Genomic DNA, 14,868 nt, shown 5'->3' on the forward strand with positions numbered 1-14,868 from the left:
GACCAGATGAGGAGACGCAAGCCGTGATCCGTACCCACAATGCCGGAAGCCTGCGCGCCGCGGACGCCGGCTCGACGGTGACGCTCGCCGGGTGGGTGGCCCGCCGGCGCGACCACGGCGGTGTCATCTTCGTCGACCTGCGCGACGCCTCCGGCGTCGTGCAGGTGGTGTTCCGCGAGGAGGACGCGCACGCGCTGCGCAACGAGTTCTGCGTCAAGGTGACCGGTGAGGTGACCCGCCGCCCCGAGGGCAACGAGAACCCCGACCTGCCGACCGGCGAGGTCGAGGTGACCGTCGCCGCGCTGGAGGTGCTCTCCGAGGCCGCGCCGCTGCCGCTGCCGGTCGACGACCAGATCGAGGCCGGCGACGACATCCGCCTCAAGTACCGCTACCTCGACCTGCGCCGCGGCGGCCCGGCGAAGGCCATGCGGCTGCGCTCGCGGGCCAACCAGCTCGCCCGCGCGGTGCTGCACGAGCGGGACTTCCTGGAGATCGAGACCCCGACGCTGACCCGCTCCACCCCGGAGGGCGCCCGCGACTTCCTGGTCCCGGTCCGCCTCCAGCCGGGCAGCTGGTACGCGCTGCCGCAGTCGCCGCAGCTGTTCAAGCAGCTGCTCATGGTCGGCGGCATGGAGCGCTACTACCAGATCGCCCGCTGCTACCGGGACGAGGACTTCCGCGCCGACCGGCAGCCGGAGTTCACCCAGCTCGACATCGAGATGTCCTTCGTCACCGAGGACGACGTGATCGACCTCGGCGAGGCGATCGTGGCGAAGCTCTGGTCCGACCTGGCCGGTTACGAGATCCCGCGGCCGATCCCGCGGATCACCTGGCACGACGCCATGTCCCGGTACGGCTCGGACAAGCCGGACCTGCGCTACGGCGTCGAGCTGACCGAGCTGACCGACTACCTGCGCGGCACGGAGTTCCGGGTCTTCGCCGGCGCGATCGACGCGGGCGGCTACGTGGGTGCGGTGGTCATGCCGGGCGGCGCGAGCCAGACCCGCAAGGAGCTGGACGGCTGGCAGGACTGGGCCAAGGCGCGCGGCGCGCGCGGCCTCGCCTACGTGGTGCTCGACGCGGAGACCGGTGAGGCGCGCGGCCCGGTGGCCAAGAACCTCTCCGAGGCGCACCTGGCCGGCCTGGCCGACGCGGTCGGCGCGAAGCCGGGCGACGCCGTCTTCTTCGCCGCGGGCACGGACGCCCGGGAGGCGCAGGAGCTGCTCGGCGCCGCCCGGATCGAGATCGCCAAGCGGGCCAAGCTGGTCGACGAGAGCGCCTGGGCGTTCTGCTGGGTGGTCGACGCGCCCATGTTCGAGAAGACGGACGAGGGCGGCTGGACCGCCGTGCACCACCCGTTCACCTCGCCGAACGCCGAATGGGTGGACCGGTTCGAGGAGGCGCCGGACCGGGCGCTGGCCTACGCCTACGACATCGTCTGCAACGGCAACGAGATCGGCGGCGGCTCCATCCGTATCCACCGCGGCGACGTGCAGCAGCGGGTGTTCGACCTGCTCGGCATCACCGCCGAGGAGGCGCAGGACAAGTTCGGCTTCCTGCTGGAGGCGTTCAAGTACGGCGCCCCGCCGCACGGCGGCATCGCGTTCGGCTGGGACCGGGTCTGCATGCTGCTGGCCGGCGCGGAGTCGATCCGCGAGGTCATCGCCTTCCCGAAGACCCGCGGCGGCTTCGACCCGCTGACCGGCGCGCCGACGCCGATCACCGCCCAGCAGCGCGCCGAGGCGGGCATCGACGCCAAGCCGAAGGCCCCGACTGGCCCGCACGCCGGCACCGCCGGCCCGGCCGCTCCGGTGGCCGACCCGACCTGATCCGCCGCTCCTCGCCGTCGATCATGAGGATGGCCGGGGCCGCTCCGGCGTGTCCCGCGGCTGTCCTCATGATCGACGCGGGGCGAGGGGTGGATGGACGGCGGCTGCCCCTCGGGCGTTCCTCGGGGCGGCGGACTCAGGACGGCCGGCGTGCGGCATGGGCCCGGATGAGTCCCTCGACGCCGTGGAGAAAGGTCTCGGAGATCAGCGCCGGGTCGAACAGGCACCCGGCCGCCATGGCGCCGTCGCGGAGCATGACGAAGTGCCGCGCGCCGGACTCGGCCTCGGTTTCCTCGATGCTCGCCAGCAGGGTGGTGATCGTGTCGAGGAACCACTGCCGATGCGCGAGGACGGCCTGGTGCACGGGGTGGTCGGGGTCGGGATACTCCGCCACGGCGTTCAAGAAGGCGCAGCCGCGGAAGCCGGCGGACCGGATGTCGCGGGCGATCGACTCCGCGATGGCCCGCAGGGCGTCGGGTGCCGGCAGGGCGGCGGCGGAGGCTGCGTCCACCTGCTCACGGATGGCGTGATCGGCCGCCCGCAGATAGGCGAGGACGAGATCCTCCTTGCCCGGGAAGTGCCGATAGAACGTGGCCCGGGTCACCTTCGCCTCGGCGATGATCCGATCCACGCCGACGGAGTGGATTCCCTCGCCGTAGAAGATCCTGGTCGCGGTGGTGAGGAGGCGCTGCCGCGCCTCGGACGGCCGGACGCCGGAGTCGCTACGTGCCATGGGCCCAGCCTAACGAACAGAACGTTCGGTCTTGACGGGGGCGGGGCGTCGTCGTTACGTTACGACAAGACAGAACGTTCGTTCTGCTGGCGTGATGCGCCAGCCGCGTGCCCCCTCTCGTCGCGGTCCCTCAGGAACCACCGGAAGGATGACCATGACCTCGACCATCGTTGCCGCCCCCGGCATCCCGACCACGGCGTCCGCCCTGCGACGGCTGTACTTCGTCCGCTTCGCCTTCGCCATCGTGTGGGCCGGCGTGGCGTTTGCGCTCGCCCGAGACCTCAGCCCTCTCGCCGTCACGCTCTTCGTGATCTACCCGCTGTTCGACGTGGCCGCCGCCGTCGTCGACGCCCGCGCGTCGCGCGCCACCGGATCGCCCACCTTGCTGTACGTGAACATCGCGGTCAGCCTGCTCGCCGCGATCGGACTGGCCGTCGCCGGCACGTCCGGCGTCCCGGCGATGCTGCGCGTCTGGGGTGCCTGGGCGATCGTGGCCGGGCTCGTGCAGCTGATCGTGGGTGCAACCCGCCGCGGCATGGGCGGCCAGTGGCCGATGATCATCAGCGGTGGCCTCTCCGTGCTCGCCGGCGGGTCGTTCGTCGCGGCCGCCTCGGCGGACAACCCGGCGCTGACCAACGCGATCGGCTACGCCATCCCCGGCGCGGTCTTCTTCCTCATCTCGGCCGTCCGCCTCGGCCCCGCCCGGAAAGCGAGCTGACCTGGCGAACACGAGATGTGGCTGCGTTTTGCTGGCGGCGTAGTTTCCCGGAGGCGTACGGCCGCATGCCGAGGTGGCGTCGGGTCACGCCTCGGAGTCGCGATCGCCAAATGCCGACTTCTCGGGCCCGACCGACGGGGCGGCAGGCTCCAGCGGCCGTCCCCGGCTCAGCAGCGCGTCGAGTAACGCGACCAGGGCCAGCACTCCGGCCACCACGCTCAGCCCGACCATCGGTGCCCAGCGGGCCAATGCGGGCGTGAACAGCAGCAGGGCCACCAAGCCGAGCACCCGGGACTCGGAGACCCGGCCGAAGATCTCGTATTCCAGCAGCGTTCGGGCGACGAGGAAGAGCACCGGGCCGCCGACCACGAACAGGAGCAGACCGGGCCGTGGCGGCCCGAACGGATGGTCGATCACCACCTCGTAGCCGACCGCGGTGACGAGCACGCCGAGCACGATCAGCAGGTGCGCGCGTTCCGACACCGTGCCGAGCCGGCCGGGCTTTCCCGCCCGACCCAACGCCTCGGGCAGCAGCAGGCCGGCGCGGTGGAAGTAGATCCGCCAGAGCAGCGCACTGGTGGCGAATGCGATCCCGAAGGCCGCGGCCCGCACCGAGGAGTAGCCCGCGCCGCCGAACACCATGCTGATGACCAGGATCGTCTCTCCGAGTGCGACGAGGAACATCTGCTGGTGACGGTCGGCAAGATGCGTCCCCGCGATCCGCCATTGGTGCACCGCCGAGGCTCCGAGCCGCGGCACCGGCCAGCCCAGTGCCCAGGCGAGGTAGTCGACAGCGAGGGCGGCAGCCCACAGCGGCAGGCGAAGTGCGTCGGGTCCCACCGCGCCGGCCAGCCAGAGCGGCGCGCTCGCCGCGGCCCATGCGGCAAGCCGGAGCGGCACCAGACGTCGCGGGTGGCCACGCAGCGCGGCGGCGACCACCAGCGGCCGCACCACCATCACCACCAGGTACGCGGCGGCGAACGGCAGCGCTCGCTCCTCCAGGGCGCGTGGCAGCGTCACCGCCATGACCAGGCCGGCGAACATGGTGCCGACCACGACGGCCTGGATGATCGACCGCTCTGGTTCGTAGCGACTGGTGATCCAGACGGTGTGGGACCAGATCAGCCAGAGCGCCAGGAAGAGCAGCAGGGTGCCGCCGAGCCCCACGACGAGCGCCCAGCCGGTGTGAGCGCTCCGATCGACGAACCGTTGTGTGACCCGGGTGAGGGCCACGACGAAGGCCAGGTCGAAGAAGAGCTCCAGGAACGTGGCACGACCCGAACTCGTGGGAGGGCGCAGCAGGCCGGCCCCTCGTCCCCCCGCCATCGTCGCCTCCGTCCCCCTCGCCGCACCAACGAGCCAGCCGCCGGAGACGTCGCGTCTGCCTCGACGGCGTCCCCCGCACCCCGCTGCGCGCCCCGTGGCCCGGCCTGATCCTGACTCGACGCAGGGTCCGCGCCATGATGGCGCGGGCCTTTCGACGTCTGGAGGACGGGATGAACCTGCTCGTGGTGGGGGCCAGCGGCTTCCTCGGTGCCGAGGTGTGCCGGCAGGCGGTCGAGGCGGGGCACCGGGTGGTCGGCACGTACCACTCGGCCGCCGTCGCCGTGCCGGGTGTCGCGCCGCGCCGCCTCGACGTCACCGACCGCGCCGCCGTGCGCGCGCTGCTGACCGGGGTACGCCCCGACGCCGTCGTGGCCACCCCCTACCGGTACGGCGACTGGACGGTCACCGCGGACGGGGCGGCCCACATCGCGTGCGCCGCCGCCGAGGTGGGTGCCCGGCTCGTGCACCTGTCCAGCGACGCGCTGCACGGCGGCCGGCCGACGCCCTATCTGGACGACGACGTGCCCACGCCGGTGAACGCGTACGGGGCGGCGAAGGCGGCCGCCGAGACGGCGGTGCGGGCGGTGGACCCGGGGGCGCTGCTGGTGCGGACCTCGCTGATCGTGGGGGAGGGGAGCAAGCAGATCCAGCTCTGCCGGGACGCCCTGGCCGGCCGGGCCGTCCTCTTCACCGACGAGGCCCGCTGCCCCGTGCACGTGTCCGACCTCGCCGCGGCGGTGCTCGAACTGGTGCCCACCGATCTGGCCGGCCCGCTCAACGTGGCCGGCCCGGAGGCGGTCAGCCGTGCCGAGATGGGGCTGCTCGTGGCCCGCCGGCTCGGTCTCGACGCCGGTGGGCTCAGGACGACCACCACCGCAGAGCTGGGCCGGCGCCACCCCGGGGAGGTGCGCCTCGACTCGTCCCGGGCCGCCGGGCTGCTGCGTACCCGCCTGCGCGGCATCACTGAGGTGCTGGTCTGACCTTCCTTGCACAGTTTCTGTGCACAACTCTTGTGCACAGAAACTGTGCACAGATATTGTGCATGGCATGGACATCGAGGGATCGCGTCCCGAGCCGCGCGAGGTGCGGCTGGACCACCGACAGGCGCGGGTGCTGGCCCACCCGCTGCGGATGCGCCTGGTCGGCGCCCTGCGGGTGAAGGGCCCGTCGACCGCCACGGCGCTGGCCGAGATGCTCGGCACCAACACCGGCGCCACCAGCTACCACCTGCGGCAGCTCGCCGAGGTGGGGCTCGTCGTGGAGGACCCGGACCGGGGTACCGGCCGGCAGCGCTGGTGGCAGGCCGCGCACGACGTCACCAACTGGGAACCGAGCGACTTCGACGACGACCCGGACGCCCGCGCCGCCATCGACTGGATCCAGGGTGACCAGGTGCGCCTCCTGGCCCAGCACGCCGAGCAGTGGTTCGCCACCCAGCACGAGTGGGCGCCGGAGTGGCGGGACGCCTTCGGCATGAGCGACAGCTTCATGACCGTCCCGGCCGCCCGGCTCACGCAGATCCAGGCCGAGGTCTGGGAACTTCTCGAACGCCACCGCAGCGAGGCCGACCCGGCCGAGCCGGGCGCCGAGCCGGTGCAGATCTTCCTCGCCACCTACCCGCTGCCCAAGGAGTTCCGGTGACCGCGCTCTCCGTACGCCAGGTCCGGTTCCGTTACCTCACCCTCTACGGGCTGCGCTGGCTGCCCACCGGCCTGCTCATCCCGGTGATGATCCTGCTCATGCAGGAGCGCGGCCTGTCGCTGTCCCAGATCGGCCTGGTGGCCACCGCGCAGGGCGTGCTCGTGCTGGCGCTGGAACTGCCCACCGGCGGCCTGGCCGACGCGCTCGGCCGCAAGCCGGTGCTGTTCGTCGCCTGGGCGGTCTGCCTCGTCTCGCTGGTGCTCTTCGTGGTGGCCGACTCGTTCTGGATGTTCTTCCTGGTCTGGGCGTTGCAGGGGATCTACCGGGCGCTCGACAGCGGCCCCCTGGAGTCCTGGTACGTCGACGCCACCCTGGCCGCCGACCCGGAGGCCGAGTACGAGCGCGGGCTCGGCTGGGCCGGCACGGTCATCGGTGTCGCCATCGGCGCCGGCGCGCTGCTCGGCGGCGGCCTGGTCGCGCTCGGGCCGGTCGGGCCGGTCAGCGCGCTGACCCTCCCCGTGCTGGTGGCCATCGTCCTGCAGGCGGCCGCGCTGGTCGCGCTCACCGTGCTGCTGGTGGAACACCGGCCGGCCCGGGGCGCCGCCGCCGTGCGGGCCTCGGTGGCCGAGGCACCCCGGATGGTCGGCCAGGCCGTCGGCCTGCTGCGCCGCAACCGGGTGCTGCTCGCGCTGGTCGCCGTCGAGCTGTTCTGGGGCTTCGGCATGATCACCTTCGAGTCGCTGCTGCCGGTGCGCCTGGCCGAGGTGGTCGGCGGCGCCGACCGGGCCGCCGCGCTGCTCGGCCCGGCCAGTTCGGCGGCCTGGCTGGCCAACGCGGCCGGCGCCGCGCTGACCCCGCTGCTGCTGCGCCGCCTCGGTGCCGCGCCCGCCGCCGCGCTCATGCGGGTGCTCCAGGGCGTCACCGTGGTCGGGATGGGCCTGCTCGCCGGCCCGGTCGGCGTGCTCATCGCCTACCTGGCCTGCTACACCGTGCACGGCGCGTCGAACCCGCTGCACATGGGGCTGCTGCACCGGCAGGTCGACGGTCCCTACCGGACCAGCGTGCTCTCGCTGAACTCGATGATGGGCCAGCCGGCCGGCGCGCTCGGCGCGGTGGTGCTGACCGCCCTGGCCGACGCCACCAGCGTCACCGTCGCCATGCTGGTCGGCGCCGTGGTGCTCGCCGTGGCCGCCCCCCTCTACCTGCCGGCCTGGCGGGTCGGGCGCCGGACGGCGACGGCGGAGCCCGAGGCGGGCGAGCAGCGGCCCGGTGACTCGGCCGCCGGCCCGGGCCACCCCGGCCGGGCGCTCGACCCCGCCGGCCCGGTGGACCCCGGCACGGTCGTCGTCTCCGCGCCGGCCCGGTCGGACTGACCGCCGCTTCGCCCCGTCCGGCCGGTCACTGCCGGCCGGGCGGGGTCCCGGGGGTGCGGAAACCGCCGGACCGGCGAGGTGGCGCGCGCCGGGTGGTTGAGGGGCCGGGCGTGGTGGCGGGGCTGAGTCGGAGGTGGTCGTGGTGGGTGGGTCAGGCCAGGTGGACCGAGGTGCGGGGCTCGGTGCCGGCGTAGCCGAGCCGGCGGTAGAGCCGGATCGCCCCCACGTTGGCGGTGTAGACGCCGAGCGCCACCTGGTCGTGCCGGCCCAGCAGGGCACGGGTCATCCCGGCGGTGAGCGCCGCGCCGAGCCCGCGGCCCCGCCGGTCGGGCGCCACGGTCAGCCCGGCCAGGAAGCCGATGTCCCCCCGGCTCCGGTCGGCCCCGCACGCCACCAGGCGGTCGCCGTCGCGGATGCCGTACCAGTCGACGATGCGCGGGTCGCCCGGGCGGGAGGTCGTGCTGGGGAAGGCCTCCTCGATGAGCGCGGCCAGCGCGGGGTGGTCGGCCTCGCCGAGGCGGACGACCCGCCCCTCCTCCGGCTGCTCCGGCGGCGCGGCGGTGGTCCAGAGGAAGTCCCACTCGTCGAGCCGGGCCACGGTGAGGCGGTCGACCACCGCCGCCGGGTCCGTCCGGGGCAGGTGCAGCCACTGGCCGGCGTGCAGCGTCCCGTCCGCCACCAGGCCCGCGAAGACGTCCAGCGCCGGCCCGGGCGCCCCGAGCGCGCCGCCGGCCGGCCCGTGCTCCGGCGGGAGCAGCCAGCCGACCGCACCGTCCCGCCGCCAGCCCCGCGCCTCCTGGTCCCGCCAGAGGGCGTGCCGGGCGTACGGGTGGTGACCGGTGGCGGCGAGCAGGGTGTCCCGCCCCAGCAGGACCTGGTCGGCAGTGATCATGCGGCCAGCCTACGAGAGGAGAACTCGTGACTCCCGTCCACTCCGTACGACCGGTGCGACTGACCGGTTCCCGCTGCGAGCTGCGCGAACTGGGTGACGCCGACGTCGCGTCGCTGTACGCGCTGATGACCGACCCGCGGGTCTTCGACCGGGTGCTCGACGAGCAGCCGCCCTCCCCGGACGAGCTCCGGGACGCCGTGTCGGCGTGGCGGGCCGAGGCCGACGGCGACCCGCGACCGGTGTACCGGCTGGCTGCCGTCGAGGGCGACCGGCTGGTCGGGCTGGGCACCCTGACCGTGGAGAGCCCGCAGCACCGGCGTGGGGAGATCGGCTACGTGGTGCACGCCGACCACTGGGGCCGGGGCCTCGGCAGCGAGATCGCCGGCCTGCTGCTGCGGCTCGCGTTCGAGCAGGTGGGCCTGCACCGCGTCGAGGCGACCACCCGCCCGGACCACGTCGCCTCGGTCCGGGTGCTGGAGAAGGCCGGCCTGCGGCGGGAGGGGATCAGCCGGGACCACCTGCTGGTCCGCGGCTCCTGGTGGGACTCGGTCCGGTACGCGATCCTCGCCACCGACCGCTGACGCGACCGGCCGTCGGCAGGGCGGGCGTTCCACGGTGGAGATTGACGAACAGACCGATTGGGTACATCCGTCGCCGACCTACTGGGACCCCCCACCGGAGGAACGACCATGCTCGCCATTCTCGCGGCCATCGTGTTCGGCTTCGCCCTGTTGATCGATTTCCTGAACACGAACCTCGGCGCGCCCGACCTGTTCAACACCCACACCCTCATGCTCATCGGCTTCCTGCTGCTCTCCCTCTACCTGGCCGGGGTCGGCTCGGGCACGCGGGGCGGTGGCGGCGGCCGGTGGTACCGGGGCCGGCGCCCGGGTCGCGGCTGACCGGAAACGACCATCCGGGCCGGGCCGGCGGCGCGATTCCAGCGTCGTCGGCCCGGCCCGGTACTGTTCTCGTGATGGAATCCGACGCCCTCTTCACCCTCGGCGAGCCCGCCGGAGCGCCCAGCGCCCCCGCAGGTTCCGGCGGCGTCGACGGGTTCACCGCCGCCGCGGCGGATTCGCCGCTGCCCGTCCGGATGCGGCCGGCCACCATCGACGAGCTGGTCGGCCAGGACCACCTGCTCGCGCCCGGCGCCCCGCTGCGCCAGCTGGTCGAGTCCGCGGCCCCGATGTCGGTGATCCTCTGGGGGCCGCCCGGCAGCGGCAAGACCACGATCGCGCACCTGGTGGCCCGCGCCACCGACCGCCGCTTCGTCGCCATGTCGGCCCTGACGGCCGGAGTGAAGGACGTGCGGGCCGTCATCGAGACGGCCCGCCGCCAGCGCCGCGCCGGTGGCCCGCCGACCGTGCTCTTCATCGACGAGGTGCACCGCTTCAGCAAGACCCAGCAGGACTCGCTGCTCGCCGCCGTCGAGGACCGCACGGTCACCCTGCTCGCGGCGACCACCGAAAACCCGTACTTCTCGGTCATCTCGCCGCTGCTGTCCCGCTGCGTGCTGCTGACCCTCCAGCCGCTCGACGACGACGCCGTCCGCGGCCTGCTGCGCCGCGCGGTCGCCGACGAGCGCGGGCTGGGCGGCGCGCTCACCCTGGCGACCGACGCCGAGGACCACCTCGTCCGCCTCGCCGGCGGTGACGTCCGCAAGGCGCTCACCGCGCTGGAGGCGGCGGCGGCCACCGCGACCGCCCGCGGCGCCGACCGGATCGACCTCGCCGTGGCCGAGCAGGCCGTCGACGTGGCGGCCGTCCGCTACGACCGCGACGGCGACGCCCACTACGACGTGACCAGCGCGTTCATCAAGAGCATGCGCGGCTCGGACGTGGACGCCGCGCTGCACTGGCTGGCCCGGATGCTGGTGGCCGGTGAGGACGCCCGGTTCATCGCCCGGCGCATGGTGATCTTCGCGAGCGAGGACGTCGGCATGGCCGACCCCACCGCGCTGACCGTCGCCACCGCCGCCGCGCACGCCGTGGAATACGTCGGCCTGCCCGAGGCCCAGCTCAACCTGGCCCAGGCGGTCATCCACCTGGCCACCGCCCCGAAGTCCAACTCGGCCACCACCGCCATCGGCGCGGCCATCGCCGACGTGCGCGCCGGCCGCGGCGGTGTGGTGCCACGCGGGCTGCGCGACTCCCACTACGCCGGCGCCCGGGGCCTCGGGCACGGCACCGGTTACCGCTACCCTCACGACGACCAGCGCGGGGTGGTCACCCAGCAGTACGTCCCGGACGACCTCGTCGGGACCGACTACTACCAACCCAGCGGGCACGGCGCGGAGCGGGCGGTGGCCACCCGGCTCCCGTTGCTGCGCCGGATCGTGCGCGGGCTGCCCGCGCCACCGGCACGGGTCGAGGCCGCGGTGAGCGGCGCCCGCCCGGCGGACGCCGCGCGGGCCGACGGCGCGAACGAGGGCGGCGGCGACGCCGTCGGGGAGGGTCAGCAGTGATGGCGCGTGGTCCGGAGCGGCCGGCGGACGGCCCCGACGAGCGGCGGGACCCGCGTGCCAAGGGCCGTCGGTGGGGCCGGGGCAGGGCCGACGCCGAGCCGGCCGAGGCGACCGGGGGCGAGGAGTTCGGCTGGATCGACGACCTGCGGACGGCCAAGCAGCAGCGCAGCGACCTCGGCCCGGACGGGGAGGCGCCCGGCGCCGTACCGCCCGCCCGGGGCGGACTGCCGCCCGCCGCTCCGGGGCCGCGCCCCGGTCCGTCCGCGCCGCAACCGCCCGGGGCCGCCCACCCGTCCGCGCCGCAACCGCCCGCGGCTGCCCGCCCGGCTGCGCCGCAACCGCCCGCGGCTGCCCGCCCGGCTGCGCCGCAACCGCCCACGCCCGCCCGCCCGGCTGCGCCGCAACCGCCCGCCGCCGCCCGCCCGGGGGCGGCACCGCAGTCCGGAGCCTCCCGGCCCGGGCCGGAGGCCCCGCCCGCCCGCCGTGGCGCCGAGGCCGGCCCGGCCGGGCCCGCCACGCCGCCGCCGCGCCCCGGCGGCCCCGATCCGGCGGCCCCGCGCCGCCCCGTCGACGGGCCGTGGCCCGGCGCACCCGAACCGCCCCGGCGCCCCGCCGAGCCCACCCGCGGCCCCGGCGAGGCGTCCCGCCCGCCGCGCCGCAACCCGGACGCGCCGACCGGCCAGCAGCCGCCGGCTCCCGGCCGGGCGAGCGGCCCGCCCGGCCCGCGCGTCGCGCCCCCCGCCGGGCCGATGCCCGGCCGGGCCGGCCAGGGCCCCGCAGCCGAACGCGGTTACGGCGGCCCGAACCCCGGTCCCGCCTGGCCCGGCCCGGACGGTGCCCGGAACGCGGTTCCGGCCGCCCCGCCCACCCCGCGCGGCCGGCACGGCGCCGAGGCGCCCACCGGCCCCCGGCCGGGTGGCGTGGACCCCGCGGCGCGCCCCGTCTCCGGTGGCGGCCGGCGAGCTCTGCCCGACGACGTCGACCCGGGCGCCCGCCCCGTCTCCGGCGCCGGTCGCCGGTCGGCCCCCGACGGCGGCGCGCCCGCGCCGGGCCGTCGCGGCGCACCCGGCGTCGACCCCGGCGTCCGGCCCGTCTCCGGCGGCGGCCGGCGAGCGGCGCCCGAGAGTGCTCCGCCCGCCGCCGGCCACCCGGCCGCCACGGGCGCCGGCGACCCCGCGGTACGGCCCGTCTCCGGCGCCGGCGGGCGCGCCACCGTCGAGCCCGGGCGCACCGGCGTGCCCTCGGCGCGCGCCGCCGCGCCCGGTGTCGGCCGCCCCGCCGACCCGGTGACCGGCGGACCCCAGCCCGGTGACCCGCAGCCGCGCCGGGGCCGCGCCCCGCAACGCCCCGATCCGTCCACCGTCGGCGGGCCTGTCGTCGACGGTGCCGTCGGTCGGCCCGGTGGCCGACGTCGCGCCGGGGACGCGGACCAGCCGGTGGTGCCGCGCAGCGGGAACGCCCCGCCGCTGCCCGGTGCCGGTCCCGACATCGACCGCCGAGCGGACGGCCCCACCCCGATCCCGCGCCGCGCCGCCGCCGCGCCCGCCCCCCGGCCCGGCGCCGACGTCCCGCCCGCGGGCCGCCGCGCGGGTACCGTCCCGCCCTCCACGCCGGGCCACCACGCGGCTCCCGACGCCCCGGCGGTCCCACCCGGGCGCCGGGCCGCGCCCGACGACACCGCGTCGCCGGCCACCGGGCGCGGCGGGCCGGACGCCGTCGCCGCCCCGCGAGGCCGCCGTGCCGCTCCCGACGAGACGGCCATGCCGTCCGGCCGGCGGGCTGCCGCCGGCGACGCCACGGCGCCGGGCCGCCGGAGTGCCCCCGACGGCACGACGCCGACGCCCGGCCGCCGGGTCCCCGGCGACGTCCCGCCGGCGTCCGGCCGCCGGGCCGCGCCGGATGCGCCGGCCGAGCGCCCTGCCGCTCCCGACGCCCCGACCGGCCGCCGTGCCACCGCAGACCCCCCGGCGGGCCGCCGTGCCGCCCCCGACGCCCCGACCGGAAGCGGCGTACCCGGCGACGCTCCGCCGGCCCCGCGACGCGCGGCCCGCGAGGCCGCCGACGAGGCCCGGCCGCAGCGGCCCGAGCGGCCCGCGGACTGGCTCCGACAGGCCGGCCGCACCTCGCACAGCGATCCCGCCATGCCGGCCGTCCGCCGCCCCGGCGGCCCCGCCGACGATCCGGCCGCCGCACGGCACGGTGGACCGGCCGGCCCGGACCGTGGCGCGGCCGGCCCGGACCGTGGCGCGGCCGGCCGGGCCGGCGCGGCCGTGCCGCCGCTGAAGCCCGACCAGGCCGCTCCCGCCCGCGGCGCGGCCCGTCCCGGCGGCCCGGCCGGTCCCGGCGACGGCGACCGCACCGGCGGGCTGCCGCCCGTCGGCCCCCGGCCCGGGGGACGCCCGCCCGCCGACGACCCGGCCCGCACCGGTGGTTTCCCCGCCGGCGGTGACCCCGCCCGCACCGGTGGTTTCCCCGTCGGCGGTGACCCGGCGCGCACCGGTGGCCTGCCGACGGGCGATCGTTCCGGCCGGCGTGGTCCGGCCGGTGCCGGTGGTTTCGCCGCCGGCGACCCGGCCCGGACCGGCGGGTTCCCGACCGGCAGTGAGCCGGAGCGCGCCGGTCCCGACGCCGGCCGTCGCCCCGCCGCGCCGGGACGCACCGGAGCGGGTCCAGCCGGCGGCGACGCCCGTGGTACAGCCCGTGGCGCGGCCCGCCCGGACGGCGGAGCGCCGACCGGCGACCTCCACCCGGCCGGGGAGCCCCGCGCCGCGGCCGCTGCGGCGCCGGTGGCCCGGGCTGCCGCCGGGGTGGCCCGCCCCACGGGCCCGGATGAGCGCCCGGCCGGCCGGGCGAACGCGCCGGCGCCCACGCGGCCCGGCCCCGGTGGCCAGGGCGCGGTGCCGCCGGGACCCGGTGCGCCGGCGGTGGCGCGGGCCGCGGCGGTCGTACCCCCGGGGGAGCCGGCCGTGGCGCGGGCGGCCGCCGTCGTACCGCCGGGGGAACCGGCGGGGGCGCGGCCGGGACCGGGTGACGGCGCCGGACCAGCACTGCGCCGGGCCGAGGCCGGTCCGGGGGAGACCGACGACGCGGTGGGCGGCCTGCGGGGCGCCCGCTCCGAGCTACGCCGGCAGATGCGCGAGCGGCGGCGGCTGCGGATGGGCATCCTCGCCCTGGTCAGCGTGCTGCTGCTCGGCGCCGTGCCGCTCTACTTCGGGCTGCGCACGCTGAGCCACGACCCGGTCTTCGACACCCTCGACGCGCTGAGCGTGCCGGGCTGGGCGGCGACGAAGACCGTCGACAACGTCAGCGGGAGCCGATGGTGCTTCCAGGACTGCCGGCTGCGGGAACGCACCGTCGAGTCGCAGAAGGCCTGGAAGGAGACCGCGCAGGCCTACGAGGCGGCCCTGTCCGAGGACGGCTGGCGGCGCTGGAAGGTGGACCGCTGCCCGGAGCAGCAGGTCAAGGGCAGCTACACCTGCTGGCGGCGGGACGAGCTCACCCTCGACCTCTGGGTACGCGAGCCCACCTGCGTGCCGCCGGCGGTGGAGGGTGTGGCCCCGCCGTCTCCCGCGCCCAAGCCCGCAGCGGGGGAGTGCGCCGGCTCGTTGGTGTCGGTGAAGGTGCGCAATGCGATCGACGACGAGCGGACCGGCCCGCAGCCGACCACCGATCCGTCACTCACCGGTGAGGATCCGTACCCGACCCTCACCGACGACCCGCTCGGTGAACCGACACCGTCACCGTCCTGAGCCGGTTTCCATCACGGACGGTAGGGTCTGGGGCTGGCGGGCCCGCCCGCGCCCGCTGACCGGTCCCGGGTCGGCGGGCGGCGGACCGGGTAGGTACGGTCGCGCGTCCCGGGGCGTCGGGCCCCGGGACCCTGCTTGAG

12 protein-coding genes are annotated in these 14,868 nt (G+C 76.5%); 9 read left to right on the top strand and 3 right to left on the bottom strand.

Features of this window, described 5'->3' with window-relative positions:
- Nucleotides 1–23 precede the first annotated feature (23 nt).
- Nucleotides 24–1,829 (top strand): aspartate--tRNA ligase, encoded by a 1,806-nt coding sequence (gene aspS, locus GCE86_RS04970; RefSeq protein ID WP_154225831.1) that lies wholly within the window; start codon nucleotides 24–26, stop codon nucleotides 1,827–1,829.
- 136 nt (nucleotides 1,830–1,965) lie between these two features.
- Here aspS and GCE86_RS04975 read toward each other — a convergent pair whose 3' ends face one another.
- On the bottom strand, nucleotides 1,966–2,562 hold the full coding sequence (locus GCE86_RS04975) for a TetR/AcrR family transcriptional regulator (RefSeq protein WP_154225832.1): 597 nt from the start codon (nucleotides 2,560–2,562) through the stop codon (nucleotides 1,966–1,968).
- A 154-nt stretch (nucleotides 2,563–2,716) separates the two neighbouring features.
- On the opposite strand from GCE86_RS04975, the gene GCE86_RS04980 reads away from it, so the two are divergent.
- Nucleotides 2,717–3,280 carry a hypothetical protein gene (locus GCE86_RS04980; RefSeq protein ID WP_154225833.1) on the top strand — a complete coding sequence of 188 codons (564 nt, stop codon included), beginning with the start codon at nucleotides 2,717–2,719 and terminating at the stop codon, nucleotides 3,278–3,280.
- Nucleotides 3,281–3,364: 84 nt separating this feature from the next.
- Here GCE86_RS04980 and GCE86_RS04985 read toward each other — a convergent pair whose 3' ends face one another.
- A complete protein-coding gene (locus GCE86_RS04985; RefSeq protein WP_154225834.1) occupies nucleotides 3,365–4,606 on the bottom strand; it encodes a low temperature requirement protein A in 1,242 nt (413 codons plus the stop codon).
- Between the two features lie 170 nt (nucleotides 4,607–4,776).
- Here GCE86_RS04985 and GCE86_RS04990 point away from each other — a divergent pair, with 170 nt between their 5' ends.
- From GCE86_RS04990 to GCE86_RS05000, 3 genes are all read left to right on the top strand, one after another.
- Complete coding sequence (locus GCE86_RS04990) at nucleotides 4,777–5,586, top strand: SDR family oxidoreductase (RefSeq protein WP_154225835.1); 810 nt, start codon at nucleotides 4,777–4,779, stop codon at nucleotides 5,584–5,586.
- A 67-nt stretch (nucleotides 5,587–5,653) separates the two neighbouring features.
- Nucleotides 5,654–6,247, top strand: a complete 594-nt coding sequence (locus GCE86_RS04995; protein WP_154225836.1) for a winged helix-turn-helix domain-containing protein — start codon at nucleotides 5,654–5,656, stop codon at nucleotides 6,245–6,247.
- Nucleotides 6,244–7,620 carry an MFS transporter gene (locus GCE86_RS05000; RefSeq protein WP_154225837.1) on the top strand — a complete coding sequence of 459 codons (1,377 nt, stop codon included), beginning with the start codon at nucleotides 6,244–6,246 and terminating at the stop codon, nucleotides 7,618–7,620. Before GCE86_RS04995 ends, GCE86_RS05000 begins: the two co-directional genes overlap by 4 nt.
- Nucleotides 7,621–7,771: 151 nt before the next feature.
- Here the strand turns inward: GCE86_RS05000 and GCE86_RS05005 are convergent, their stop codons facing one another.
- A complete protein-coding gene (locus GCE86_RS05005; protein ID WP_154225838.1) occupies nucleotides 7,772–8,512 on the bottom strand; it encodes a GNAT family N-acetyltransferase in 741 nt (246 codons plus the stop codon).
- A gap of 26 nt (nucleotides 8,513–8,538) precedes the next feature.
- Between GCE86_RS05005 and GCE86_RS05010 the strand changes: the two genes are divergently transcribed.
- The 4 genes from GCE86_RS05010 to GCE86_RS05025 all read left to right on the top strand — a co-directional run bounded on the left by GCE86_RS05010 (nucleotide 8,539) and on the right by GCE86_RS05025 (nucleotide 14,728).
- The gene (locus GCE86_RS05010) at nucleotides 8,539–9,093 is read left to right on the top strand and encodes a GNAT family N-acetyltransferase (protein WP_154225839.1); all 555 of its coding nucleotides are present in this window, start codon (nucleotides 8,539–8,541) and stop codon (nucleotides 9,091–9,093) included.
- Between the two features lie 108 nt (nucleotides 9,094–9,201).
- The gene (locus GCE86_RS05015; RefSeq protein WP_154225840.1) at nucleotides 9,202–9,414 is read left to right on the top strand and encodes a hypothetical protein; all 213 of its coding nucleotides are present in this window, start codon (nucleotides 9,202–9,204) and stop codon (nucleotides 9,412–9,414) included.
- A 74-nt stretch (nucleotides 9,415–9,488) separates the two neighbouring features.
- Nucleotides 9,489–10,979, top strand: coding sequence for a replication-associated recombination protein A (locus tag GCE86_RS05020; RefSeq protein WP_154225841.1), 1,491 nt, complete (start codon nucleotides 9,489–9,491; stop codon nucleotides 10,977–10,979).
- 3,131 nt (nucleotides 10,980–14,110) lie between these two features.
- Nucleotides 14,111–14,728 carry a hypothetical protein gene (locus GCE86_RS05025; protein WP_154230336.1) on the top strand — a complete coding sequence of 206 codons (618 nt, stop codon included), beginning with the start codon at nucleotides 14,111–14,113 and terminating at the stop codon, nucleotides 14,726–14,728.
- Nucleotides 14,729–14,868: the final 140 nt, after the last annotated feature.

This window comes from Micromonospora terminaliae (assembly GCF_009671205.1).
Classification (GTDB): Bacteria; Actinomycetota; Actinomycetes; order Mycobacteriales; family Micromonosporaceae; genus Micromonospora; species Micromonospora terminaliae.